The sequence below is a fragment of the Chthonobacter albigriseus genome (genome assembly GCF_013839445.1).
GTDB lineage: Bacteria > Pseudomonadota > Alphaproteobacteria > Rhizobiales > Pleomorphomonadaceae > Chthonobacter > Chthonobacter albigriseus.
In genome coordinates this window covers 396503-421997 of the sequence record NZ_JACDIT010000002.1, presented here as the reverse complement: position 1 = coordinate 421997, position 25495 = coordinate 396503, and the positions used below count along the sequence as shown (strand labels likewise).

22 protein-coding genes are annotated in these 25495 nt (G+C 66.6%); 14 read left to right on the top strand and 8 right to left on the bottom strand.

The genetic code is table 11. The annotated features are described in order from the left end of the window. Positions 1-75 precede the first annotated feature (75 nt). From HZ321_RS10110 to HZ321_RS10085, 6 genes are all read left to right on the top strand, one after another. Positions 76-510, top strand: a complete 435-nt coding sequence (locus HZ321_RS10110) for a DUF1489 family protein (RefSeq protein WP_181702159.1) — start codon at positions 76-78, stop codon at positions 508-510. 149 nt (positions 511-659) lie between these two features. Next, a complete protein-coding gene (locus HZ321_RS10105) occupies positions 660-2048 on the top strand; it encodes a class II 3-deoxy-7-phosphoheptulonate synthase (RefSeq protein ID WP_181702158.1) in 1389 nt (462 codons plus the stop codon). A gap of 334 nt (positions 2049-2382) precedes the next feature. Then, on the top strand, positions 2383-2901 hold the full coding sequence (locus HZ321_RS10100; protein ID WP_181702157.1) for a response regulator: 519 nt from the start codon (positions 2383-2385) through the stop codon (positions 2899-2901). A 124-nt stretch (positions 2902-3025) separates the two neighbouring features. Then, the gene (locus tag HZ321_RS10095; RefSeq protein WP_181702156.1) at positions 3026-4264 is read left to right on the top strand and encodes an MFS transporter; all 1239 of its coding nucleotides are present in this window, start codon (positions 3026-3028) and stop codon (positions 4262-4264) included. A 63-nt stretch (positions 4265-4327) separates the two neighbouring features. Then, positions 4328-5704 carry a glutamate--tRNA ligase gene (gene gltX, locus HZ321_RS10090; RefSeq protein WP_181702155.1) on the top strand — a complete coding sequence of 459 codons (1377 nt, stop codon included), beginning with the start codon at positions 4328-4330 and terminating at the stop codon, positions 5702-5704. Between the two features lie 274 nt (positions 5705-5978). Further along, positions 5979-6488 (top strand): CreA family protein, encoded by a 510-nt coding sequence (locus tag HZ321_RS10085; protein ID WP_181702204.1) that lies wholly within the window; start codon positions 5979-5981, stop codon positions 6486-6488. 8 nt (positions 6489-6496) lie between these two features. Here the strand turns inward: HZ321_RS10085 and HZ321_RS10080 are convergent, their stop codons facing one another. Beyond that, positions 6497-7882 carry a methyl-accepting chemotaxis protein gene (locus tag HZ321_RS10080; RefSeq protein WP_181702154.1) on the bottom strand — a complete coding sequence of 462 codons (1386 nt, stop codon included), beginning with the start codon at positions 7880-7882 and terminating at the stop codon, positions 6497-6499. A 250-nt stretch (positions 7883-8132) separates the two neighbouring features. Here HZ321_RS10080 and HZ321_RS10075 point away from each other — a divergent pair, with 250 nt between their 5' ends. Beyond that, positions 8133-8411, top strand: a complete 279-nt coding sequence (locus HZ321_RS10075; protein ID WP_181702153.1) for a hypothetical protein — start codon at positions 8133-8135, stop codon at positions 8409-8411. A 74-nt stretch (positions 8412-8485) separates the two neighbouring features. On the opposite strand, the gene phnE (HZ321_RS10070) is transcribed toward HZ321_RS10075, so the two are convergent. The 5 genes from phnE (HZ321_RS10070) to HZ321_RS10050 all read right to left on the bottom strand — a co-directional run bounded on the left by phnE (HZ321_RS10070) (position 8486) and on the right by HZ321_RS10050 (position 13951). Beyond that, a complete protein-coding gene (gene phnE / locus HZ321_RS10070; RefSeq protein ID WP_181702152.1) occupies positions 8486-9823 on the bottom strand; it encodes a phosphonate ABC transporter, permease protein PhnE in 1338 nt (445 codons plus the stop codon). Between the two features lie 12 nt (positions 9824-9835). Then, positions 9836-10798, bottom strand: coding sequence for a phosphonate ABC transporter, permease protein PhnE (gene phnE, locus HZ321_RS10065; protein ID WP_181702151.1), 963 nt, complete (start codon positions 10796-10798; stop codon positions 9836-9838). A gap of 88 nt (positions 10799-10886) precedes the next feature. Then, complete coding sequence (gene phnD, locus HZ321_RS10060) at positions 10887-11801, bottom strand: phosphonate ABC transporter substrate-binding protein (protein ID WP_181702150.1); 915 nt, start codon at positions 11799-11801, stop codon at positions 10887-10889. Between the two features lie 88 nt (positions 11802-11889). Further along, positions 11890-12717, bottom strand: coding sequence for a phosphonate ABC transporter ATP-binding protein (gene phnC / locus HZ321_RS10055; protein ID WP_181702149.1), 828 nt, complete (start codon positions 12715-12717; stop codon positions 11890-11892). A gap of 127 nt (positions 12718-12844) precedes the next feature. Beyond that, positions 12845-13951, bottom strand: coding sequence for a glycosyltransferase (locus tag HZ321_RS10050; RefSeq protein WP_181702148.1), 1107 nt, complete (start codon positions 13949-13951; stop codon positions 12845-12847). Positions 13952-14410: 459 nt separating this feature from the next. Between HZ321_RS10050 and puuE the strand changes: the two genes are divergently transcribed. The 5 genes from puuE to HZ321_RS10025 all read left to right on the top strand — a co-directional run bounded on the left by puuE (position 14411) and on the right by HZ321_RS10025 (position 21319). Further along, positions 14411-15322, top strand: coding sequence for an allantoinase PuuE (gene puuE, locus HZ321_RS10045; RefSeq protein WP_181702147.1), 912 nt, complete (start codon positions 14411-14413; stop codon positions 15320-15322). Positions 15323-15571: 249 nt separating this feature from the next. After that, positions 15572-17167, top strand: a complete 1596-nt coding sequence (locus tag HZ321_RS10040; RefSeq protein WP_181702146.1) for a peptide ABC transporter substrate-binding protein — start codon at positions 15572-15574, stop codon at positions 17165-17167. A 495-nt stretch (positions 17168-17662) separates the two neighbouring features. Beyond that, complete coding sequence (gene oppB, locus HZ321_RS10035; protein WP_181702203.1) at positions 17663-18586, top strand: oligopeptide ABC transporter permease OppB; 924 nt, start codon at positions 17663-17665, stop codon at positions 18584-18586. Beyond that, the gene (locus HZ321_RS10030) at positions 18579-19712 is read left to right on the top strand and encodes an ABC transporter permease (RefSeq protein WP_181702145.1); all 1134 of its coding nucleotides are present in this window, start codon (positions 18579-18581) and stop codon (positions 19710-19712) included. Before oppB ends, HZ321_RS10030 begins: the two co-directional genes overlap by 8 nt. Before the next feature lie 2 nt (positions 19713-19714). Continuing rightward, complete coding sequence (locus HZ321_RS10025) at positions 19715-21319, top strand: ABC transporter ATP-binding protein (protein ID WP_181702144.1); 1605 nt, start codon at positions 19715-19717, stop codon at positions 21317-21319. A 13-nt stretch (positions 21320-21332) separates the two neighbouring features. On the opposite strand, the gene HZ321_RS10020 is transcribed toward HZ321_RS10025, so the two are convergent. Further along, positions 21333-21746, bottom strand: a complete 414-nt coding sequence (locus HZ321_RS10020) for a type II toxin-antitoxin system VapC family toxin (protein WP_181702143.1) — start codon at positions 21744-21746, stop codon at positions 21333-21335. Next, positions 21746-21988 carry a type II toxin-antitoxin system VapB family antitoxin gene (locus tag HZ321_RS10015; protein WP_181702142.1) on the bottom strand — a complete coding sequence of 81 codons (243 nt, stop codon included), beginning with the start codon at positions 21986-21988 and terminating at the stop codon, positions 21746-21748. The genes HZ321_RS10020 and HZ321_RS10015 overlap by 1 nt, the downstream gene beginning before the upstream one ends. Before the next feature lie 130 nt (positions 21989-22118). Between HZ321_RS10015 and HZ321_RS10010 the strand changes: the two genes are divergently transcribed. After that, positions 22119-22901: an SDR family NAD(P)-dependent oxidoreductase gene (locus HZ321_RS10010; RefSeq protein ID WP_181702141.1), complete on the top strand. Its 783-nt coding sequence runs from the start codon at positions 22119-22121 to the stop codon at positions 22899-22901. A gap of 102 nt (positions 22902-23003) precedes the next feature. Then, positions 23004-25490, top strand: coding sequence for a cation:proton antiporter (locus HZ321_RS10005; RefSeq protein WP_181702140.1), 2487 nt, complete (start codon positions 23004-23006; stop codon positions 25488-25490). The last annotated feature ends 5 nt before the right edge of the window (positions 25491-25495 follow it).

Here is a 25495-nt window from a genome sequence, read left to right as displayed (position 1 = left end):
CTGTGGACAAGATCTCCGTGAATTGACGCGGCCGGGCGTTTGGGCGACACCTCCGGACGAGGACGGAGACCAGCGATGCCCCTTCATCTGATCAAGCTCTGCGTCGGCGCCGAGTCGGTGGAGGATCTCGACGCCTGGATTCAGGAGCGTATCGCCATCCAGAAATCCGCCGGTCTGGAGCCCGAACAGACCCACACCACGCGCATGATCCCCAAGCGGGCGGCGGAGATCGTCGACGGCGGCTCCCTGTTCTGGGTGATCAAGGGCTTCGTACAGGTGCGCCAGCGCATCGTCGCCATCCGGCCGTTCAAGGGAGAAGACGGCATCGAGCGCTGCGACCTCGTGCTGGAGCCGGTGCTGATGCGCACCGAGACTCAGCCGCGCCGCCCCTTCCAGGGCTGGCGCTATCTGGAGGAGCGCGACGCCCCCCGCGATATCAGGCGAACCGCGGTCGGCGACGACATGCCGGCCGAGATGCGACGCCACCTCGCCGAACTGGCGCTGATCTGACGCCGACAGATCCTCACTGATCGGTTAAAATGAGAAGCCGCGCGTGTGGCGGGCGCGGCCACTTGCGTGTATAACGCCGCGTCTTGGAAAGGTCGCGGGCGCGGAGATCGGAAAACCGCCGTGCGCCCGACATCAAACAGAGCACGACAATGACAACCGCGTGGAAGCCCGATACCTGGAGAGCTAAGCCGATCCAGCAGGTTCCCGAGTACCCGGACCTGCAGGAACTCGCCGCCGTCGAGGCGCGTCTGGCCTCTTATCCGCCGCTCGTTTTTGCAGGTGAAGCCCGCAAGCTCAAAAAGCAGCTCGCGAGCGTCGCCGCCGGCGAGTCCTTCCTGCTGCAGGGCGGGGATTGCGCCGAGAGCTTTGCCGAGCATGGCGCCGACAACATCCGGGACTTCTTCCGCGTCTTCCTTCAGATGGCGGTGGTGCTCACCTATGCCGCCGCTCAGCCGGTGGTGAAGGTCGGCCGCATCGCCGGCCAGTTCGCCAAGCCGCGCTCCAAGCCGACCGAGACCATCGGCGGCATCGAGCTGCCGGCCTACCGCGGCGACATCGTCAACGGCACCGAGTTCACCTCGGAGGCCCGCATCCCGGACCCGCAGCGCCAGGAGATGGCCTACCGCCAGTCGGCGGCCACGCTGAACCTGCTTCGCGCCTTCGCCCAGGGTGGCTATGCCAACCTCGACAACGTGCACCAATGGATGCTCGGCTTCGTCAAGGGCTCGCCGCAGTCCAGCCGCTACGCCCAGCTCGCCGACCGGATCACCGAGTCGCTGGCGTTCATGCGCGCCTGCGGCATTCATCCGGACAGCGTGCCGGACATGCGCACGACCGACTTCTACACCAGCCACGAGGCGCTGCTGCTCGGCTACGAGCAGGCGCTGACCCGTGTGGATTCCACCTCGGGCGACTGGTACGCCACCTCGGGCCACATGATCTGGATCGGCGATCGTACCCGTCAGCCGGACCATGCTCACGTCGAGTTCGCCCGCGGCATCAAGAACCCGATCGGCCTGAAGTGCGGACCGACGCTGGCGCCGGACGAACTGATCCGCCTGATCGACATCCTGAACCCGGCCAACGAGCCCGGCCGGCTGACCCTGATCGCCCGCTTTGGCGCGGAGAAGGTGTTCGAGCATTTGCCGGGCCTGATCCGGGCGGTGCAGCGGGAAGGGCGCTCCGTGGTGTGGTCCTGCGATCCGATGCACGGCAACACCATCACGCTCAACAACTACAAGACCCGCCCGTTCGAGCGCATCCTGCGCGAGGTCGAGGCGTTCTTCGCGGTTCATCGCGCCGAGGGCACCCATGCCGGCGGCATCCACATCGAGATGACCGGCCGCGACGTCACGGAGTGCACCGGTGGAGCGACCGCGATCTCGGCGGAGAACCTCTCCGACCGGTATCACACGCATTGCGACCCGCGTCTCAACGCCGACCAGGCGCTGGAACTGGCCTTCCTCGTGGCGGAAAACCTGAAGAAGGAGCGCGAGGGACGCGCCGCGCCGGTTCGACTTGCCGTCGCCGGCGAGTAAGTCCAAAGTATATGCAATTAATTGAAAGAGAGGGCCCTGGCCCTCTCTTTCTCTTTGGAGAAATCGCGAGATAAGAAGTAATCGATTTCTCAGATGGATACCTTACTTTTACTGTTGGTGCAGTAGGCGCATGGCTGGAAATCGCGATTTTTCCGCGACGAGACAGGCGGACAGGCAGAGATTGTTGACCCTGCGCTCCGCCTGACGTAAATACCCGCCTACTGAAATTGGTCAGCTCGACTGTCGCGTATCACCGCACAGGATGGCGTGGAGCCACCGCGAACGAGGCATATCGATGAGTGTGCCAAAGCCAGACAGGCGACCTCCGACCTTCATGTCCGTCGATGCGCTTCGCGTCGGTGTCGTCGACGACAACGCCTATTTCCGGCGGATCGTGCGCACCATCCTCGTCGGGATGGGCGTCAAGCAGGTGCTCGAGGCCGATTGTGCGGACACCGGATGGACGCTCGTCTCCAGCATCCGGCCCGATATCCTGCTCTGCGATTGGAATCTCGGCGGCCAGAACGGCGGCCAGTTGCTGGAACGGATCCGCTCCAGCCGCGACGATGCCGTGGCGACCCAGCTTTTCGTCTTCGTTTCCGCCCACAGCGACAAACGCCACGTCCTCCTCGCCGCCAAGCTGGGCGCCAACGACTTCATCGTAAAGCCGATTTCCCCGCGCATCCTCTACGATCGGATCCGCCGCCTGGTCTACGGGCGGTTCACCTACCAGCGTCTTGGCGGCCGCCTCATGCCGATCCCGGTTACCTCGCAGGGGCCCGTTCCGATCCTCGCACCGCTAGATGAGGCGGTTCAGATCCCGGGGACGCAGACGGAAGTGCTCTACCTCTGATCCCGGTGCGGTCGGTGGCAATGCCGGCGCGGGCCTTGCCGCAGAATGGTCCAGCAGCTAGACCAGTGGAACGCCGCCGCCGAGGGTGGATCGACCCTTTCCTGCCAGAAAAGTCCCCCGATCGATGCCCAACTCCCTTGCCGGCGGGCTGCGCTGGCTGATTGCCGGGTGGCTGCTCACCTTCTCCTCCAGTTTCGGCCAGACCTTCTTCGTGTCGATGTTCATCGGCCAGATTCAGGCCGACCTCGGCCTTTCCGCCGGCGTGTTCGGGTCGCTCTACTCCGCCGCCACGCTGGCCAGCGCGACCTGCCTGATCTTCGCCGGTCGGATCGCCGACCGCCCGCGGTTGCAAGGGCTGGCGGCAGCGGTCGTGCTGGCGCTCGGCGTCACCACGCTGCTGCTGGCGCTGGTCCCGCATGCGGCGTTTCTGATCTTCATCCTTTTCGGCCTGCGCTTTTTCGGGCAGGGCATGATGCTGCACGTGGCGATGACCGGCATGGTCCGCTGGTTTCCCGCCGCCCGGGGAAAGGCGGTCGCGATCGCCGCCCTTGGGCACCCCTCCGGCGAGGCCATCCTGCCGATCCTGGCCGTCACTCTGATCGCCGCCGTCGGTTGGCGCGACACCTGGATGATCGCCTCCGCGCTGCTGATCGGGGTCTCGCTGCCGCTGGTTTTCCTGCTGCTGAACCGCGAGCCGCCGCCGGAACCGGCGCCGGTGGACGGGCAGGGCGACGCCGACCCGGCGACCGCGGCCGGGGTCCGCCACTGGACTCGCGCCGAGGTGCTGCGCGACGGCCTCTTCTACGCCCTCCAGCCCGGCATCCTGGCGCCGCCCTTCGTGCTGACCGCGATCTGGTACTCCCAGGTGCCGGTCGCCGAGGCCAAGGGCTGGTCGCTGACGGCCTTCGCCGCCTCGACGCCCTTCTACGCGGCGATGACGGTGATCACCAGTCTGGCCGCCGGGGTTGTGATCGACCGCTTCGGCGCCCGCCGGATTCTGCCCGTCTACCTGTTGCCGATGGCCTGCTCCGCGCTGCTGATCGGTTTCGCCCACGAGCCATGGTTGCTGACGGTTGCGCTGATCCTCGCCGGCATGACGGCCGGTGGCGCCAACACGCTGCTGGGCGCGCTCTGGGCCGAGCTCTATGGCACCCGGCATCTCGGCGCCGTCCGAGGTCTGGCGACCTCCGGCCTCGTCTTCGCCTCGGCCTTGTCCCCGGCCCTGGTGGGCCTGTTGTCGGACGCCGGCATCGGGGTGGAGACGACCCTGATCGCGCTGGGGCTCTACGCCCTCCTCGCCTCCGCCGTGATGGCCGTCGTCGCCGGGCGGGTCGGAGCCCGGCGAGCGGGAGCGACGGGCTGAAAACCGCGGGATTCCAGCGTCTTCCCGTTTGCAAATGCCGCCGCCCGCGCTATGACACCGGCCATGACAACGACCGTCCGCTTCGCGCCGTCCCCGACCGGGTATATCCACATCGGGAATGCCCGGACTGCCCTGTTCAACTGGCTGTTCGCCCTGAAGACCGGCGGCCGCTTCCTGCTGCGTTACGACGACACGGACAGGTTGCGCTCCAAGCAGGAATATGCCGACGCGATCGCCGCCGACCTGGCCTGGCTCGGCATCCGACCGGACGCAACCGCGCGGCAGTCCGATCGCTTCGACCGCTACGACGCGGTGAAGGCGGATCTCGCCGCCCGGGGGCTCCTCTACCCCTGCTACGAAACCGCGGAAGAACTTGATTTCGCACGCAAACGTCGCCGTTCCCGCGGTCTTCCGCCGATCTACGACCGCGCCGCGCTGAAGCTCACCGCCGACAACCGAGCGCAACTGGAAGCCGAAGGGCGGCGCCCGCACTGGCGCTTCCTGCTCCCCAACTTCGACGCCGATCCGTTGCAACCCGCGCGCCGCGAGGTGCACTGGAACGACCTCTGCCGCGGGCCGGAAACGGTCGACCTCGGCTCGCTCTCCGACCCCGTGCTGGTGCGCGAGGATGGGACCTACCTCTATACCCTGCCGTCGGTGATCGACGACGTGGATTTCGGCATCACCCACGTCATCCGCGGCGAGGACCACGTCACCAACACCGGCGTACAGATCGCGATATTTCAGGCACTTGGCGGCCACGTCCCGGCCTTCGGCCACCATAATCTGCTGACCGACACCAGCGGCGAGGGGCTCTCCAAGCGGACTGGTGCCTTGTCGATCCGCTCGCTCCGCGAAAAAGGGCTGGAACCGGAAGCCGTCGCTGCCCTGGCAGTCGGCATCGGCACCAGCCACGCCGTCGAAGCGGTGAGTCAAGTCGCTGATCTTGCAGGCGATTTCGACTTGTCCGCGGCTTCCCGCTCGGCCGCTCGCTTCGATCCCGCCGACCTCGACCACCTCAACGCCCGGATCGTCCACGGTCTGCCCTTCGATCGGGTGGCGCCGCGGCTCCAGGCGATGGGGATCTCGCCGGACCCGGCCTTCTGGGCGGCCGTTGCCGGAAACTGCGCCACCTTTGCCGATGCGAAGCTCTGGTGGCAGGTGGTGACCGGCCCTGTGACTGCCGTCGGGAGTCCCGACGACGCGGAATTCCTGAAGCAGGCCAAGGCTTTGCTTCCCGACGAGCCGTTCGACGGCGAGACGTTCAAGCGTTGGACCGACGCCATCAAGGATGCCACCGGCCGCAAGGGGAAGGCTCTGTTCATGCCCCTGAGGCAGGCCTTGACGGGGCTGGACCACGGTCCGGAAATGGCGGCGCTGCTGCCGCTGATCGGCCGGCAGGAAGCAGAGCGCCGTTTGGACACGACGGCCGGTTCCTGAGAGAACAGGGCAGGGCACACGCCGCCACAACCGTTGCGCGACAATCGGGCTCTCGGCCTCCACCGCGTCCGGTCGACTTGCCGATCGGTTTTCCCGTGTTGGTGTAGTCGCCTTTTTCGACCGCGTGCGCCGCTACGTAGCCTGTGAGGACGGGGGGCGGGCGATGTTATCCCCGCGCCGTCGAAACGGGGTAGTGTCTCACACCGATTGCAGTCGGCCGGCCGATCCCCATGTGAGGAGCGACCGGCCGGAGCCGGAGCCACGGGGAATGAGCATGCTGAAGACCTTCATCGCCGCCGCCGCCGTTCTCGCCGTCTCGGTCGGCGGGACGTTTGCGCAGGAGCCGGACCTGATCTTCAAGCGGTCGACGGTTTGGAAGTTCCTGACCCCCGACCACAAGCTCGCGGTCTACGCCATCGACGACCCCGTGGTTGAGGGCGTCTCCTGCCACTTCACGGTGCCGGAGAAGGGCGGCGTGGAAGGCATGCTCGGCCTTGCCGAGGAGGTCTCCGACATCTCGCTCGCCTGCCGCCAGGTGGGCCCGATCGCCTTCAAGGAGAAGTTCGAGCAGGGCTCCGACATGTACCGCCAGCGCCGCTCGCTGATCTGGAAGAAGATGCAAATCGTCCGCGGCTGCGACGTGAAGCGCAACGTGCTGGTCTACATCGTCTACTCCGACAAGCTGATCGAAGGCAGCCCGAAGAACTCCACCTCCACCGTGCCGATCATGCCCTGGGGCACCGCAGCGGAAGCCCCCAAGTGCGAGGCTTTCCTGGACGATTGAGCTGCGCCTCACCTCCGGTCGACGAAGCCCTTGACCTGGCGTTCGAGGGCGGAGGAGTTGGTGGTGACGCGGTCGGCGATGGCGGTGACTTCCTTGGCGGCCTCGCCGGTGTAGCGGGCTTCCGTGGCGACGTTGGCGATGGTGCGGGAGACGTCTTCGGAGACGGCGCGCTGCTCCTCCACGGAGCCGGCGATCTCGGTGGTCAGCGCCGAGATCTCGCTGATCGCGCGCACGATCTCGCCGACCGAGGTGGCGGCGCCCTGGGTCTCCACCTGGATACGGCCGACCTGGGTCTTGATGTCGTCCGTCGCCTTTGCGGTCTGGTCGGAGAGCGCCTTCACCTCGGCCGCGACGACGGAGAACCCGCGCCCGGCCTCGCCGGCGCGCGCCGCCTCGATGGTTGCGTTGAGCGCGAGCAGCTTGGTCTGCGCGGCGAACTGCTCGATGACGCGGGTGATCTCACCGATCCGTTCCACTGCGGTGACAAGCGACGAGATCTGCGCCTCGGTGACCGAGGCCGCGTCGTTGACGGAATGCGCCCGGCCGGCGGCAAGCGCCGTGCGCTCCGCCATGTCGCCGATGGTGGCGGTCATCTCCTCGGAGGCGGCGGCGACGGACCCGGCCATCGACTCGGCCCGGTCCGCACGCTCCAGCATGGAGGTGGACGCCGCGGAGAGCTTGCCGGAGATGTCCTCCATCTCCCGCACGGCGGCGACGACGCTTTCGGCCAACTGCTGCCGGTCGGTGACGATCGCCCACGACAGCATCGGCCCGATGTAGGTGCCCTGCTTGTCGCGGATCGGTGCGACGCGAAGCTCCAGCGTCTCGGGGCCGACCTTGATGAGAGCTGTGTGGGGCAAGTTGGCCGGGTTGGCGAGAAGCGCCCGCTGGTGCTCGGGTCGCTTGTGGAAGATGTCAACCGAGCTGCCGACGAGCTGGTCGGCCTTGATCGGCAGGAACTGCTCGAGCCGTCGCAGCGTCTCGATGCTGGTCCGGTTGGCATAGGTGATGATGAAGGTCTTGGGATCGCAGAACATGACGTTGATCGGCATGTCGTCGATCATCTGGCGCAGCTGCGTCGCTTCCCGGTCGGCCTTGGCCGAGGAGGTCGTCTCCGACCATGTCACCACCGCCTTGCGGTCCCCGGCGCCTGGCAGCGCGTCGAAGCGGAAACGAAACAGGGCCTCGCCCAATCCGACAGTCGTCTCGAACGGGAGCTTTGCCAGGTCGGTCCTCAGGTTTCGATGGTCGGTCGATCCCCTGAACAGGATCTCGATGCTTTGACCGACGAGGTCCACCACACCCTGGGCGAGCACTGGTCGGAGCCGATCGAAGGCGTCGCGAGAGGCCTTGTTGGCGTGGACCACAGTGAACAGACCGAGATCAACGACCAAGGTAGGGGTAGGGACATATTCCAATACCGCATGGGTATCAACCATGGATTTTGCAGAAAATTGCATAACTTTGGCAAACATAGCGGCCCCCGACTTGCTACAGGGATCCTCGCGTAGGGATAGTTGCATAAAAATTAAAATTACGGATGTGAATGTAAAATTCCATTATGGTTGTCGGGAAATGATGCCTAATCGTAATTTCACGTATGGCGCGCAGACGGCGAAGACGGTCCGGAAAAGTAGCTGGTGCATGGTCCAGAACATCCTGTTCCGGCACCGGCAGAGGTGTCATCAGGAGGTGGACAGCGATCGGGCTGCGGGGGGCTGGATGACAATGGCGACGGCGATCAACACAAGTCTTATCGGAGAAGTCGGCGGAATGGTGCGACAGGCTGAGACCTGCGCGGAGGCGAGCCAGGAACTGCTGGCGGTTCTCGCGCACCTCAGGAGCAGCGTCATGCTCCGCGACTGCACGGATCTGGTGAAGAACGTTCGGGCTGGGGATCGATCCAGCTTTCAGCCGGTCTGAGTTTTCGCGCGTGGGGGGCGGCGGAAAGCGCTTCGGCGAACAGCCGGGGCGCTTTCCTGTTTCGGGCGACCGGATCAGTGATGGTCGTTGCCGGCGAGGCGGCTGCGGAGCGCACCTGAGATCCCGTCGATGGCATAGACCACGACGAGGATCAGGATGACCATGTAGAAGACGTTCTCCCAGTCCTGGTTGGTGCGCATGGCCTCCAGAAGCTTCAGGCCGATGCCGCCGGCACCGACCGCGCCGATGATCGTGGCGGATCGCGTGTTGCTCTCGAGATAATAGAGCGCCTGGCTGAGGAAGACCGGCAAGACCTGCGGCAGCACGCCGAACCGCTGGACGGCGGACGGCGGCGCGCCGACCGAGCGGATGCCCTCGCGCTGCTTCTCGTCGATGTTCTCCAACGCCTCCGCGTAGAGCTTCCCGAGCGAGCCGATGTCGGTGAAGAAGATGGCCGCGATGCCTGGGATCGGGCCCGGACCGAAGGCGCGGATGAAGAACAATGCCCAGATCAACCCGTCGATGGTGCGCTGGAAGTCGAAGAACCGCTTGGCGGCGTGATTGACGAGGCGCGACGGCGTGATGTTGCGGGCGGCGAGGAACGCGAAGGGAAAAGCGACTAGGCCGGCGAACACTGTTCCGACGAAGGCCATGATGATGGTCTGCAGCAGCTTGGCGTAAACGTCGCCGTGCTGCCATTCGCCGTTGTTCCAGAAGTTGTCGAAGGCGAGGGCGGCGTTGGAGACATCCGGATCGAGCCGGTCGCCCCAGAGGATCAGCGATATCACCTCGCCGGTGGAGCGGCCGAAGAAGGGCGAGTTCGGATCGAAGATGAAGTTCGCCCAGCCGAGGAACCGGTGCTCGATGGCGACCCGGTTTGCCTTGATCTCCACGCTGCCGGTAAAGCCGAAGTCGGCGTCGACCTCGTCCTCCTTCTGGACGGCCCATCCCGGCACCGGTTCGGCGGCCGTGGGCGTACCTGTGGAAAGATCGACCTCCAGCGTCTCGCCGGCGTGGGTGATCGTGACGAGGTCCGGCGTGGCAGCGATGCGGGCACCGCCGACGTCGACCTCTACTGTTCGACCGTCGACCTGCCGCACCCAGTCCGGGTCGGGGTTGTCGCCGAGCACGTTGAAGCGGGGGTAGGTGACCTCGATCCCCTCGCCCTTGAAGCGCAGGGTGGGGCGGACGTCATAGGAGACCCAGTCGGCGAGATAGGCGCCGGCGCGGTCCCAGCGACCTTCGGAGAGAACCGCGCCGATGGCGAAGAACCACCAGGCGTAGAGCACATAGAGGATCGTGCCGCCGACCACGAGGAACGGTACGGACCGCTTCTTCCATGAGCGCTGGAAGACCAGCGGGTGGCGGCTGCGGATGCCCGCGAACTCGGCAGGGGAAAGGGCAAGGGCCATGGCCGGTGTTCCTCAGGCGACGGGGCTGAAGGCTTCGGCGCCGACCAGACGCCGGCGCAGGCTGGCGGATACCTGGTCCACCACGATGACGGTGACGAAGAGGATCGAGATGATCGCAATCGTCTGGGCGCCCCAGCCGCGGCCGATGGAGAGGCGCAGGATCTCGCCGATGCCGCCACCGCCGACTGCGCCGATGATGGTGGAGGCGCGGACGTTGATCTCCAGGCGCAGCAGCGCATAGGAGAGGAAGTTCGGCAGCACGTGCGGGACGAGGCCGTAGCGCATCCGAAGGATCCACGGCGCACCGACGGCCCGCAGGCCCTCCTCGGCCTTCATGTCGGCGTTCTCGGCCACCTCGAAGAACATCTTGCCGAGCGCGCCGATGGTGTGGATCGCCACCGCGATGATGGCCGGGATCGGCCCGAGCGACAGCACGGCGGCGAAGAAGCCGGCGATCACGATCTCCGGGAAAGCGCGGAAGATCTCCATGATCCGGCGCACGACGGCCCTGAGGACGAGGCTCGGGGCCGTGTTCTGCGCGGCGAGGAAGCAGAGGACGAACCCGAACACGAAGCCGATCAGCGTCGCGAGGATCGCGATGTTGATCGTCTCCAGCATCTTGTGGACGTATTCGGGGACGTAGAGGCTTTCCGTGAGGTAGACGCGTCCGCCCTCGAAGGACATCGCCTCGGTGCCGTCCGCGTTCGGTGTCGGCAGGTCGAGGAAGGCGCGCCAGACGTCGTTCCAGTCGGACGGGACGAGCCAGCTGACGAAATCGAGGAGGTGCGGCAGACGGTCGAAGAACTTGCCCGCGTTCGCCTCGTTGGCATACCAGAGCGAGGCGGAGAGCGCGAAGACGAGGCCGCCGACGCCGATCAGCGTATAGAGCCGGCGCTTGGCAGCGAGTTCCTTCCAGTGCCGCTCCACCTGTCGTCCGGCGTCACTCAGTTGGGGTCGGGAAACGGTCTGTGGCATGGCGGGTCCGGGGCGCGGGCTCAAGGTGCGGGCAACAAAAAACCGGCCGGGAAATCAGGGGATTCCCGGCCGGTCCTGAAGCGGTGGCTTAGCCGCCGATGGTCAGCTTACGCGCGTCGATGATGGTCTGGTAGAAGCTCGGATCCACCTTGGTGAAGCCGGTGAAGTCGCCGCCCTGGATCGCCTGGAAGCAGGCCTTGTCGGTCTCCGGCAGCTTCTCCATGAAGGCCACGAACTTGGCCTTGATGTCTTCCGGCAGCCCGTTGCGAACGACGACCGGGCCGTTCGGGATCAGCGTGGAGCGCCAGACCTCGACGAGGTCGCCCATGTCCAGGATGCCCTTGTCGACCATCTTGCGCAGGTTGCCGGAGGTGTAGCCTTCGTCGAATTCGCCGACGCCGGAGCCCCAGGTGGTGCCGACCTCGAACTTCTTGTCGAGGACCGCGAGCACGAGGTTCTCGTGACCGCCGCCGAAGCCGCTTTCACCGAAGTATTCCTTGATCGGGGCCTTGATGGCCTTCGGCAGGTCGACCATCGGGATCAGGTAGCCGGAGGTGCTGTCCGGGTCGGCAAAGCCGATCGTCTTGCCCTTGGCGTCTTCCAGCGTCTTGATGCCGCTGTCCTTGCGGGCGACCATGATGGAGTAGTAGCCGGTCGAGCCGTCGGTCTGCACCGTGGTGAGCACCGGGGTCACGGCGTTCGGATCGGCCAGATAGACCTTGGCGTAGGCCGAGGCGCCGAGTTCGGCGTAGTCGATCGTGCCCGACAGGAGGCCCTGCACGGTGCCATCGTAGTCGGCGGCCGGGAACAGCGACACCTTCTCGACCTTGAGCTCGGTCTTGAGGTGGTCGGCCAGGCACTGGAAGTTGCGCAGGCGGTCGGCTTCGTTCTCGCCGCCGAGAATGCCGACGCGGAATTCGGTGATGCCTTCGGCCGAGGCCGCGCCCGAGACGAGGGCGGCGGTGAGCGCGACGGCGCCAAAGAGGGCGGACTTCATGGACATGACGGTCTCCTGACTTTTCCGGGATGGTGCTTTTCTTGGGACGTGGCCCAGTGACGCCGGGCCGGACGTTCTGGACGCGCGCCGCCGATCAGGCGGTCGCAAGCGCGGGCGCGGCATGCGCGGCCGGCGTGGGGAAGCGCAGGCTGGTGGAGGTGATCGCCTCCGAGAAGGCCTCCTCCATGCCGTTGGCGCCGTAGATCTCGCGGGCGGCCGCCTCGGTGAGGGCGTGCGCCGGCCCGTCGAACACCACGCGCCCGGCCGCCATCCCGACGATGCGGGTGCAGTAGGCGCGGGCAGTGTCGAGCGTGTGGAGATTGGTGATGACGGTGATGCCCTCGCGCCGGTTGATGTCGCGCAGCGACTCCATGACGATCTGGGCGTTGCGCGGATCGAGCGAGGCGATCGGCTCGTCGGCGAGGATGACGCGCGGCTGCTGCATCAGCGCGCGGGCGATCGCCACCCGCTGCTGCTGGCCGCCGGAAAGGGTGCCGGCGCGCTGCAGGGCGGTCTCCGCAAGGCCGAGGCGCTCCAGCGCGGCGATGGCGAGCGCGCGCTCCTCGTCGGAGAAGATCTTGAACAGGCTCGCCGCCGTGGACCGGCGGTTGAGGCGCCCGAGCATCACGTTGGTGAGCACGTCGAGCCGCGGCACCAGGTTGAACTGCTGGAAGATCATCGCGCAGTCCGCCTGCCAGGACCGCAGCGCCGCACCCTTCAACTGCGTGACGTCGACGCCCTCGACCACGATCGAGCCGTCGGTGGTTTCGGCAAGACGGTTGATCATCCGCAGGAGGGTGGACTTGCCCGCGCCCGACCGCCCGATCACGCCGACCATCTGCCCCTTCGGGATCTCCAGGCTGATGTCGTCGACCGCGGTCTTGCCGCCGAAACGCTTGGTGACACCCTTGAAAGCGAGCATGAACAGCCTCCCGTTGCGCGACATTCATCAGCGAACGAGATGGAACCTATCGGTCTCGCTTAACGGTACGGCGACGGCTAGATGACGGTTCGATGAACCGATCCGGTGATATAGATGGCCGCCCGGCTCAGGCGCCGGGGGTGATGTTCGACAGGAGGTTGATCAGGTACTCGTATTCGGCCGAGAGGGTGACGATGCGCTCCTCCAGCGCCGACTTGCGCACCATAACGCCCGCCGGCACCGCGACGCTCATGCTGACCAGCACATTCTCCCAGCGATGCACCCAGTCGTGCCGGCGAAGCGCCTCCACCATGTTTCGGTAGCGGATGGTGGTCACCCGCCTGGGATCCCGGTTGAGCGATTCCAGGAGGGGCCTTGCCGACGCCGGGTCCTCCGGCATGTCGATCACCGCATCGGGCCAGTCGAACAGGTCCTTGAACTCGGCACATTCCGGCCGCGACCCGATCATCACCGCACCGCCGGCAGCCCCTTCGAAGAAGCGGAACGGGATCCAGTCCTTGCCGCCGAGCAGCTTGGCTTTCGGACCGACCATCATGTTGTAGCAGATGAAATATTGCGCCCGCCGGATCATCGAGAGCGTGAGGGCGCGCGCGTCCTTCAAGCTGTAGGCGGTGAGCCCGTGGCCGATGTCGTAGACGTAGAAGAAGTCCCCCTCGTCGGACCAGGACCGGAACTGGCAGTGCAGGTCTTCCGACCGCCGGCCCATGCTGTAGACGTTGATCGGCCGCTCGGTCTTCAGCGACGCCGGGCCGGTGGCCAGGCAATCCGCTCCGCCCGGCAGGAAGGAGCACGGCGTCTTCGTATACTGCTGCAGGGCTTCCGCGCTGTGCCGGCTGAACGCGAACACGTGGTCGAACGTGTCGAGGAGACGCAGCGTCTCCGTCTGGCTCGCCAATTCGCTGTTGATCACCTCCAGCAGCATGACCGCCGACTTCCGGCACTTGTCTTGCCGGTTGACGAAGGCGGGCACGTCAACGAGCTGGTCGACGTTGAGGCAGACGAAGAAGAAGAACTCGTAGTCATCCTCGATGACATACGGCTCCATCTCGATCCGGCGTGGTTTTCTGGCGACGCGCCGAAGCTTGTTGGCGACGCGGTTCAGCTTGTCGCCCAGAAAGGACCGCTTTCGGCGCTTGGGCGCAACAAGATCGACGTCCCCGGCTGCTTCGATGATCGATGAGAACTCGAAGCAGTTGGTGACGAACAACGACATGTCTTTGCCGTGGCCCGAAGCCACAAGGATGCGATTGTTTGCCATTTGAAACGCAGCCCCGTCTTGGTGCTTGATGGCAGAAGTAAAAAGTACACGAAAAACAAGGCTCATTTATCAGGCAAGTGAAGGACCTAATCAATATCTGCCGCGAAGCAAGCGTCCGAATCAGCCGCTCGCGCGGAATGACAGTTACTTTTTCACAACAGCAACCTTCGTCGTTCTACACTGTCGATCAGCAGTTCGGCCGATCCGGGCCCAGCGAAAGAAAGATCTCGTGGGTCCGCCGGCGCGGACACAAAGACGGGGAAGCGGAGGCGCCGGGAAGGCACGAGTGGGGGAGCGGGAGGGAAGGTGGATGGCCCGTCAGGCCGGGGGGCGGGTCGTCAGACGACGGCGCTTGCAAACATGCCGGTCCTGTCGGACGTTACCGCAAATGCGAACAGTATCGAGAGGGTGAGGATGGACGCTTCGTATCCGCGTGACATGGTCGGTTATGGCCGCACCCCGCCCGCCGCCGCCTGGCCGGACGGCGCGAACGTCGCCGTGCAGTTCGTGCTCAACTACGAGGAGGGCGGCGAGAACAACATCCTGCACGGGGATGCCGCGTCCGAAGCGTTCCTGTCGGAGATCGTCGGTGCGCAGGCCTGGCCCGGCCAGCGGCACATGAACATGGAGTCCATCTACGAATACGGCTCCCGCGCCGGCTTCTGGCGCCTGTGGCGGCTGTTCACCGCGCGCAACGTGCCGGTGACAGTTTACGGCGTCGCGACCGCGCTCGCCCGCAATCCGGAAGCGGTGGCGGCCATGAAGGAGGCCGACTGGGAGATCGCCAGCCACGGGCTGAAGTGGATCGACTACCGCGACTTCACCGCCGAGGCCGAGCGCGAGCACATGCTTGAGGCGATCCGCATCCACGAGGCGGTGACCGGCGCCCGCCCACTCGGCTGGTACACCGGCCGCTCGTCCGAGCACACCACGCGCCTGGTGATGGAGGAGGGGGGCTTCCTTTACTCCTCCGACAGCTACGCCGACGATCTGCCCTACTGGATCCAGGGGCCGAACGGCCCCCACCTGGTGATCCCCTACACCCTCGACAGCAACGACATGCGCTTCGCCACCAACCAGGGCTTCAACGCCGGCGACCAGTTCTTCAGCTACCTGAAGGACAGCTTCGACGTCCTCTATGCCGAAGGCGAGGCGGGCGCCCCCAAGCTGCTCAACATCGGCCTGCACTGCCGCCTCGTCGGCCGCCCCGGCCGCATCGCCGCGCTGCAGCGCTTCGTCGACTACGTGCTCGGCCACGACAAGGTCTGGCTCGCCCGCCGCATCGACATCGCCTGGCACTGGACGGCGCACCACAAACCGGGCTGATCACGACCTCGTGATCTCGCAGCAACGAAACGAATGCCGCCGCGCCGACTTTGGTTGCCACTGGAAAGGGCTGCCGTCCTACGCGCCCGATTGTTGCCCGCGGCGTTCAAAAACCGAACTGCCCGAAGGGCATCCGTAAAAATAAGGGTTGCCACCGCCGAACAGGCGAATAGCCTTGCCTCATCCGGAGGCTCGGCCAGGGGTGTCGCAGTGCGGCATGCCGGCCTCCGCAAGAACAGGAGGTTGTCGATGACACTGTCCCTTCACCGCGGGCTGGCCGCGGCGCTATTGTCGGCCACGCTGCTGGTGTCCGTCTCGGCTGCGAGCGCGGAGACCACGATCCGCCGCGGCAACGGCGGCGAACCGCAGACGCTGGACCAGGCGCATATCTCGATCGACGTGGAGGGCTTCGTCGTCCGCGATCTCTTCGAAGGCCTGACGATCTACGACCCCACCGGCAAGGTGGTGCCCGGCACGGCCGAGAGCTGGACGGTGTCCGACGACGGGACGGTTTACACCTTCAAGATCCGCGAGAACGCCAAGTGGTCCAACGGAGACCCGGTGACGGCGGACGACTTCGTCTATTCCTGGACCCGCCTGCTCAACCCGGACGAGGCGGCCGAGTATGCATTCATGCTTCACCCCGTGAAGGGCGCCAAGGCCTACAATACCAAGACGGGTGATGTGGCGGGCGTGGGCCTCAAGGCGATCGACGCCAAGACGCTGGAAGTGACGCTGGAGCGGCCGACGCCCTACTTCCTGCAGCTCGCCACCCACTACACCGCCATCCCCGTCCACAAGGGCAACATCGAGCAGTTCGGCAAGGATTTCACCAAGCCGGGCAACATGATCTCCAACGGCGCCTACGTGCTGACCGGCTTCGTCGCCGGCGGCGAGATCACAGCCGCCAAGAACCCGAACTACTGGGACGCGGCGAACGTCAAGATCGACAAGGTGGTCTACACGCTGACCGAGGACATGCCGGCCACCCAGCGCATGTTCGAGGCCGGCGAGCTCGATGTCGTCTATCAGTTCCAGGCCGACCAGCTGGATTTTCTGACCGAGAAGCTCGGCGCCGACCAGATCAAGGTCGCCCCCAACCTGGCGACCTACTACTACGTGTTCGACAACCGGACCCCGCCCTTCGACGACGTGCGGGTGCGGACCGCGCTCTCCATGGCGGTCGACCGCGACTTCCTGTCGGAGAAGATCTTCACCAACTCCTACCTGCCGTCCTACGCCTTCGTGCCGCCGGGCATGGAGGGCTACACGCCCGTGCCCGTGGAGTGGAGCTCGATGGACCAGCTCGACCGCGAGGACAAGGCCAAGGAACTGCTGAAGGAGGCCGGCTACGGTGAGGGCGGCAAGCCGCTGAAGATCGACATCCGCTACAACACCTCGGAAAACCACAAGAAGGTGGCCACTGCCGTGGCCGACATGTGGAAGGCGATCGGCGTCGAGGTGACCATGCAAAACCTCGACGTGAAGTCGCACTACGCCTATCTGCAGGAAGGCGGCATCTTTCAGGTTGCCCGCGCCGGCTGGGCGGCCGACTACGCCGATCCGGAGAACTTCCTCAGCCTGTTGACGTCCGAAAACGCGACCTTCAACTACGGCCACTGGAAGAACGCCGACTACGACGCGCTGATGAAGCAGTCCTACGCCGAGACCGACCCGGCCAAGCGCATGGAGGTGCTGCAGAAGGCCGAGGCGCTGATGGCCAAGGAACAGCCCGTCTCGCCCTTCCTCAACAACGGCTCGCTCTGGCTCGTCAACCGAAAGGTGAAGGGCTTCGAGAACAACGCCGTCAACGAGCACCTGACCAAGTACCTCTCCATCGAGTGACGCCGCAGAGACCCGGAGACGGGGGCCGCACGGCTTCCGTCTTCGGGGCGTGGAGCGTTGCGCCGGCAGGTGCGAGGTGCATTCCACCCAAACCCGTCATGCTCCGCGAAGGCGGACCACCCACGTATTTGGGCTGGAAGCCGTTCGGTAGATGGTTGGCCCCCTGCCTGTCGAAAAAGTCGTGGGTGGTCCGCCTTCGCGGACCATGACGGCAGTGGGGGTGAAGGAGAGTGGGCTCGATTGGGTGCCGCCCGGCGGAGCGTTGATCGGTGTTCACCCGTCTCACCCCCGACACGTCATCGTCCGCGCAGGCGGACCACCCACGCATTGGGGCGTGAGGGTGTTCGTGAGGGGTTGGGAACCCGCGGGCCGGAAAAAGTCGTGGGTGGTCCGCCTTCGCGGACCATGACGGCGGGAGGCGGGGAGGCGGGGGAGCCTGGCTACCCTTTAGAATTTGGTCTGATGGCTGAGTTTCACACCGAGCAGGTGGTGCACATGTTCCGTTTCGTCCTTCGACGATTGCTGTCGGCCATTCCGACCGTGTTCATCGTCGTCACCATCTCGTTCTTCATGATGCGGCTGGCGCCGGGGGGGCCGTTCAACCTGGAACGGCCTTTGGAGCCGCAGGTGCTGGCGGCGCTGAACAAAACCTACCTGCTCGACCAGCCGCTGGTGGTGCAGTACTGGCACTACCTGAAAAACGTGCTGCAGGGCGATTTCGGACCGAGCTTCATCTACCGGGACTACACCGTCAGCGAACTGATCCTGCAGGCGCTGCCCTATTCGCTGGTGCTCGGATCCTGGGCGCTGCTGATCGCCGTGGTCGGCGGCGTCGCGGTCGGGACCTACGCCGCGCTTCGGCAGAACTCGGCCTTCGACTATGCGGTGATGTCGGTGGCGACGCTCGGCATCACCATTCCGAACTTCGTGCTGGGACCGGTGCTTTCGCTTGTCTTCGCGGTGATCCTCGGATGGGTGCCGGCCGGTGGCTGGGGCGACGGCGGCTTCCGCGAGCTGGTGCTGCCGGTGCTGGCCCTGGCGCTGCCGCAGCTGGCCGTGTTCGCCCGCCTGACCCGCGGCGCGATGCTGGAATCGCTGCGCGCCGACCACGTCCGCACCGCCCGCGCCTACGGCTTGCCGGCGCGCTCGGTGGTGGTGACGCACGCGCTCCGATCCGCCCTGATGCCGGTGGTGAGCTACCTCGGCCCGACGGCGGCCAGCGTTCTGACCGGCTCCGTGGTGGTGGAGACCATCTTCTCCCTGCCGGGCGTCGGCCGCTACTTCGTGCTCGGCGCCCTCAACCGCGACTACACGCTGGTGATGGGCACGGTGGTGCTGATCTCGCTCTTCATCGTGGTGTTCAACCTGATCGTCGACGTGCTCTACGCGGTGATCGACCCGAGGGTGCGCTATGAGTGACGTTCCCGCCCCGCTCGAGCTCGCCCCTGCCGAGGGCGCCGGACAGAGCCTGGGCTCGATCGCGCTCGCCCGGCTAAAGCGCAACAAGGCGGCGGTGACCAGCCTGATCATCCTGGCCTTCGTCGCCGTGGTCTGCTTCGCCGGTCCCTGGGTCTACCCGCACCGCTACGACGAGATCTTCGGCAGCTACGTCGGGGTGCCGCCGAGCCTGACGCCCTATCCGGAGGAGGAGACGCTGGAGGAGGTGATGACGGGCGCCGTGGAGCGGGGCCGGGTGACGCTGTCCGAGTTCGAGGTGACCGGCAGCAGCTACTCGGCCGTCCTCACCGACGACGAGCCGATCGACGAACGCCTGACCCGCTATCTCGACCGCCCGGACGAGTTCGACGGCGCCACGGTGGCGAGCACCGCCGACGACGGCCGGACGATGACGATCACCGGCAGCGTCAACCGCCAGTACTTTCCGATGGGCACCGACAAGAACGGCCGCGACCTCTTCGCCCGCATCATGATCGGCGGCCAGATCTCGCTGGTGGTCGGCCTGCTCGCCACCTTCGTAGCGCTGGTCATCGGCGTCGTCTACGGCGCCGCCTCCGGCTACATCGGGGGCAAGGTGGACAACGTGATGATGCGGCTGGTGGAGATCCTCTACTCGCTGCCCTTCATGTTCTTCGTGATCATGCTGGTGGTGTTCTTCGGCCGCCATTTCGCGCTGATCTTCGCCGCCATCGGCGCCATCCAGTGGCTGGAGATGGCCCGCATCGTGCGCGGCCAGACGCTGTCGCTGAAGCGCCGCGAGTTCGTGGAGGCGGCCAACGCCATGGGCCTCTCCACCTGGGCCATCATCCGCCGCCACGTGATCCCCAACACCATCGGTCCGGTGGTGGTGTTCGTCACCGTGCTGGTTCCGCAGGTGATCCTTTTGGAGAGCTTCCTCTCCTTCCTCGGCCTCGGCGTGCAGGAGCCGTTGACCAGCTGGGGGACGCTGATCGCCGAGGGCAGCGCCAACATGCAGGCCTCGCCCTGGCTGCTGATCTTCCCCTCCGTCTTCTTCGTCGTGACCCTGTTCGCCCTCAACTTCGTCGGCGACGGCCTGCGCGACGCGCTCGACCCGAAGGACCGTTGACGATGACCGACACGGTGCTGGACATCCGCGGCCTCCACGTCCGCTTTCAAACGCCAAGCGGCGACGTGCACGCGGTGAAGGGCGTCGACATTGCCGTCGGTCGCGGTGAGACGGTGGCGATCGTCGGCGAATCCGGCTCCGGCAAGAGCCAGACTATGATGGCGGTGATGGGTCTGCTTGCCGCCAACGGCCGCGCCACGGGCTCGGCCCGCTACGGCGACCGCGAGCTGATCGGCCTGCCGTTGCGCGAGATCAACCGCGTCCGCGGCTCGGAACTGACGATGATCTTCCAGGAGCCGATGACCTCGCTGGACCCCCTCTACACCGTGGGCCGGCAGATCGCAGAGCCGCTGATGCACCACGCCGGCCTGAGCGCGCGGCAGGCGCGCGAGCGAGCGGTGGAGCTGCTGCGCCTCGTCCAGATCCCGGAACCCGAACGCCGCGTCGACAGCTACCCCTACGAGCTCTCCGGCGGGCAGCGCCAGCGGGTGATGATCGCCATGGCGCTCTCCTGCAATCCGAAGCTCCTGATCGCCGACGAGCCGACCACGGCCCTCGACGTGACCATCCAGGCGCAGATCCTGGAGCTCCTGGCCGACCTGAAGGCCCGCACCGGCCTCTCGATCGCCTTCATCACCCACGACCTCGGCATCGTCCGCCGCTTCGCCGACCGCGTCTACGTGATGCGCACCGGCGAGGTGGTGGAGGAGGGCCGCGTTGCCGAGATCTTCGCCACGCCGAAGCATCCCTACACGCGGATGCTGCTGGAGGCCGAGCCGACCGGCCGCAAGGAGCCGCCGCCGATCGACGCCCCGGTGCTCCTGGAGGGCCGCGACGTCAACGTCACCTTCAAGCTCGGCGGCGGCTTCCTGGCGGGCGCCCCGATCGAGATCAAGGCGGTGAACGGCGTCTCGCTGGCCCTTCACGCCGGGCAGACCATCGGCATCGTGGGCGAGAGCGGCTCCGGCAAGTCGACCCTCGGCCGCGCGCTCCTGCGCCTCAACCACGGCGTCGGCCAGATCCGGTTCGAGAACCACGACATCTCCACCGCCGACCGCGCCGGCATGCGCAAGCACCGCAGGCAGCTGCAGCTCGTCTTCCAGGACCCGTTCGGCTCGCTGTCGCCGCGCATGACCGCCGGCCAGATCGTGACGGAGGGGCTCTTGGTCCACGAACCGCAGCTTTCCGCCGCCGACCGCGACCGCCGCGCGGTCGAGGCGCTGCGGGAGGTGGGGCTCGACCCGGCGTCCCGAAACCGCTACCCGCACGAGTTCTCCGGCGGCCAGCGCCAGCGCATCGCCATCGCCCGGGCGATGATCCTGAAGCCCAAGGTGGTTGTGCTCGACGAGCCGACCTCCGCGCTCGACCGTTCGGTGCAGAAGCAGATCGTCGACCTGCTCCGCCACCTCCAGGAGAAGCACGGCCTCGCCTACCTCTTCATCAGCCACGACCTGGCGGTGGTCCGCGCGCTGTCCGACCACATCATGGTGATGAAGAACGGCAAGGTGGTGGAGGAAGGCCCGACCGACGCCATCTTCGACGCCCCGCGCGAGGCCTACACCCGCCAGCTCATGGCCGCCGCCCTCGGCGGCAAGGTCGCGGCGTAGGGCGGTCGCGAGGTCAGGGGCTCGGATCGGCGAGCGCGCTTTGGGCGTCCGTCCGGGCGAAGTCGTGGCCGACGAAGAGCAGGCTTGCACCTTCGGCTTTGGCGATCGCGTAGGCGACGCAGTCAGCCAGAGTGAGCCGGGCGGGATGCCGGCCCTTCCCGTATTGGCTGTAGGCTTGGACGGCCTCTCTGGCAACATCGTCGGACAAGACCACCGAAACGGCACCCACCTCCTCGATGAACTCGTCGTACACTGCCTCCGCCTGAACCGGTGCGATATCAAGGCGCGTCGAGAGAACGATCGCCGCTTCGAGGCGAGTCATCGGCGAGACGAGCAAACGCTTTGAAGCGGCCATGGCAGCCGACAGATCGGCTGCTCGTCGCTCTCCCGTCACGACTGCAACGATCGCCGAAGTGTCGACCACCATCAGCTGTCGTCCCACAGCGCGTCGCGCTCGTCCTTGGACATGGGACGGGGATTCGGCCCGCTCATGGCCTTTGCACGCGCTGCCAGTGCTGAAAGTCGTTCCGCTAACGGAACGGCTTCCTTCTCCCGCTTCAGTTCATTCTCAAGCGCCTGCACGATGGCGGCCGTCATCGTCGTTCCACGTCGCCGGGCCAAGTCGCGCGCGAGCGTCGCTGCCCGGGCATCCCGAATGCTGAGGGGCATCGTACCATCCTGTCCTTACACTCACATAGAAATTGTATATACACGGACCCACCCTAAAATTCCACCTCCTTCGAACAAACGCGTCGGTTCGCGCGTTGCCTCGCCGTAGCCTGCGCTTGGGGAGGGATGGATGCGGACGGCCTATAGGAGCATCGCGTTGACAGGCGCGTCGAGCGGGCTCGGCCGCGCGCTGGCCATCGAGTTCGCCGGGCCGGACGTCAACCTCCTCCTGATCGGCCGCAACAGCCAGCGCCTGCTGGCGGTGGCGGAAGAATGCCGGCTGAAGGGCGCGCTGGTGCGGATCCGCGTGCTCGACGTGCGCGACCGGACGGCGCTGGAGGAGGCGCTCTGGAGCTTCGACCAGGATACGCCGATCGAACTGCTGGTCGCCAACGCCGGCGTGTCGGGCTGGCCGACCCCGGCCGGGCAGCTGGAGCCGGAGGGCGAGACGCGCCGGCTGATGGACATCAACTACCTCGGCATGCTGAACACCATCGAGCCGGTGCTGCCGCGCATGGTGCGGCGGGGCAGGGGCCGCGTGGCGGTGATCTCGGCGCTGGCGGGCCTGCGCGCCGTGCCGCGGATGCCCGGCTACAGCGCCAGCAAGTACGCGGTGCGCGGCTACGGCGTGGCGCTGCGCGGCATGCTGGCCGGCACCGGGGTCGGCGTGTCCGTGGTCTATCCGGGCTTCGTGGCCCCGCAGGAAGTGTCCGACACCGAGACCGAGGTGGGACCGGCTTTCGAGCGCGTGGCGCGGGTGATCTCGCACCACCTGGTGGCCGGACGCTCGTCGATCGCCGTGCCGTTCTTCACGGCCGCCATCCTCGCCGTGACCGGCCTTCTGCCGGCCGCCCTCTCGGACCGAATCGTCACCTGGTTTGCCAAGGGCCGTCTGCCGACCCCGCGGCCGTGAGGCGGGCTTCGACTGGACACCTTGGAAGTTGAGACAATTGGTGCGCCTGGGCGCATTGGATAGCGTGGCGCCCGCTGGCCCCGAGGGGATCGTCTCGCTTCCATGGATACACCGTCGCTCGTTCTCGTGTTCGCCGCGCTGTTGACGGCGATCGCCCTCACCGAGCCCGTCGCGCAGGCGATCCGGCTTCCCGCGAGCGTGGTGCTGGCCGCAACCGGCGTCGGTGTCGGCCTGATCGCCTCGCTGCTGATCTATGGCGGCCTGGTGCCGCCCGATGCCTCCATCGCGCTGTTCTTCGCCGATCCGCCGATCTCGTCGGACCTCTTCATCTACGTCTTCCTGCCCACGCTGCTGTTCCACTCGGCGCTCGGCATGGACATGCACCAACTCGCCGACGACGCCGTGCCGGTCCTGCTGCTCGCCGTGATCGCGGTGGTGCTGGCGACGCTGGTGATCGGCCTGGCGCTTTGGCCGGTGTCGGGCGTGCCGCTGGTCGCCTGCCTGCTGCTCGGCTGCGTGGTGGCGACCACCGACCCGGTGGCGGTGATCGGCATCTTCAAGGACGTCGGCGCGCCCGAGCGGCTCGTGCGGCTGGTGGAGGGCGAGAGCCTGCTCAACGACGCGGCCGCGATCACCATGTTTGTGGTGTTCACTGCGATCCTGACGCAGGTGACCGCGCTCGACGGGACGGTGGTGGCGCTGGACTTCGTGGTGATTCCGCTCGGCGGCGCGCTGGTGGGTTTCGTCGTCGCCCGCGCCTTTGCAGGCCTGATCGCCTTCGTCGGCGACAACAGGCTGGTGGAGGTCTCGCTCAGCCTGGCGTTGCCCTACCTGGTCTACCCGGTGGCCGAGCAGATCTTCCACCTCTCCGGCGTGATCGCCGTGGTGACCGCGGGGCTGACTCTGGCAAGCACCGGGCCCGCGCGCATGACGCCAGCCGCATGGAAGTACCTGAAGGGCATCTGGGACCAGCTTGCCTTCTGGGCCTCCACGCTGATCTTCCTCCTCGCCGCGATCCTGATCCCCCGCCTGATCGGCGGCATCACCTGGTTCGACGGCGTGGCGCTTGTGGTGCTGGTGATCGCCTCGCTGGTGGCGCGTTGGCTGATCCTTTTCGTGGTGATGCCGCTGCTCGCCGCGGCGAAATGGTCGCCGCCGGTCTCGCGCGACTATCGCCTCGTCATCCTGTGGGGCGGCCTGCGCGGGGCTGCAACCCTGGCGTTGGCGCTCGCGGTGACGGAGAACCAGGCCATGCCGGCGGAGGTGACGCGCTTCGTCGCCGTGCTGGCGACCGGCTTCACGCTCTTCACCATGCTGGTCCAGGGCCTCACCATGCGCCCGCTGATGAAGAGCCTCGGCCTCAACCGGCTGACCCCGGTCGACGAGGTGCTGCGCGACCAGGCGATCGCGGTCGCCTACACCCGCGTCGCCGACCGGATCGAGAAGAGCGCCGAGGCCTTCCGGTTGGACGCGCCGTTGACCGAGGCCGCGGTCGCGACCTACCGCGCGCGGGGCCGTTCCGCCCGCAACGCGGCGGATGGAGCGTCGGTTTTGTCTCTGGACGATCGGATCGCGCTCGGGCTGGTGGCGATCGCCGGCCGCGAGCGGGAGATCGTGCTCTCCCACGCCGGCGACGGCACGGTGTCCGCCGAACTGGTCGAACGGCTGCTCGCCGAGGCGCGGTCGCGGATCGACGGCGCGAGGCTGAAGGGCCGGGCCGGCTACACCGCCGCGGCGGCGGAGGCGATCGCTTTCACCTGGCGGGACCGGCTCGCCTATCGTCTCCACCGCGTCTTCGGCTATGACCGCCTGCTCGCCCGCCGCCTCGCCGACCGGACCGAGGAGCTGCTCTTGCACCGGATCGTGCTGGAGGAACTGGCGCCTTTCGCCCGCGATGACATCGGTCCGGTGTTCGGGGCGGAGGTCCAGGACGCGATCGAGGCCGCCCTTGACGAGCGCCGCGCCGACGTGGAGCGCGGGCTCGATGCGCTGCGGCTGCAGTATCCGGATTACGCCCGTGCGCTGGAGACCCGCTTCCTGGAACGGCTCGGGCTCGCCGTGGAGCTGACCGAGGTGACGGCGCTGGCCGAGAACGGTCTGATCAACGCGGAGGTGGAGCGCGATCTTCTTCAGGAGGTCGCCTCCGGCCAATTGCGCGCCGCCGCACGCCCGGCGCTGGACCTCGGGCTCGACACCCGCGCGCTGGTGGACCGCCAGCCGCTGTTCGCCGGCTTCGGCCCGGCGGAACGGGCGGCGCTCGCCCAAGCGCTGCGGCCGGTGTTCGTCTATCCCGGCCATCGCCTGATCCGGAAGGGCGAGCGCGGCGACGCGGCCTACCTGATCTCCTCCGGCGCCGTGGAAGTCGACACCGGCCGTGCCGTCTTTCGCCTCGGCCGCGGCGACGTGGTGGGCGAGATGGCCCTCCTCACCGGCCAGCCCCGCTCTGGCGACGTGACGGCGCTCGGCTTCTGTGCGCTGCTGCGTCTGGGCAAGGCGGACTTCGATCGGGTGCTGGAGGGCAACCCCGCGCTGAAACGGACGGTGGAGGAGATTGCCGAGGAGCGCGGCCGGGTGAACCGGGAGGGGTAGCCGCA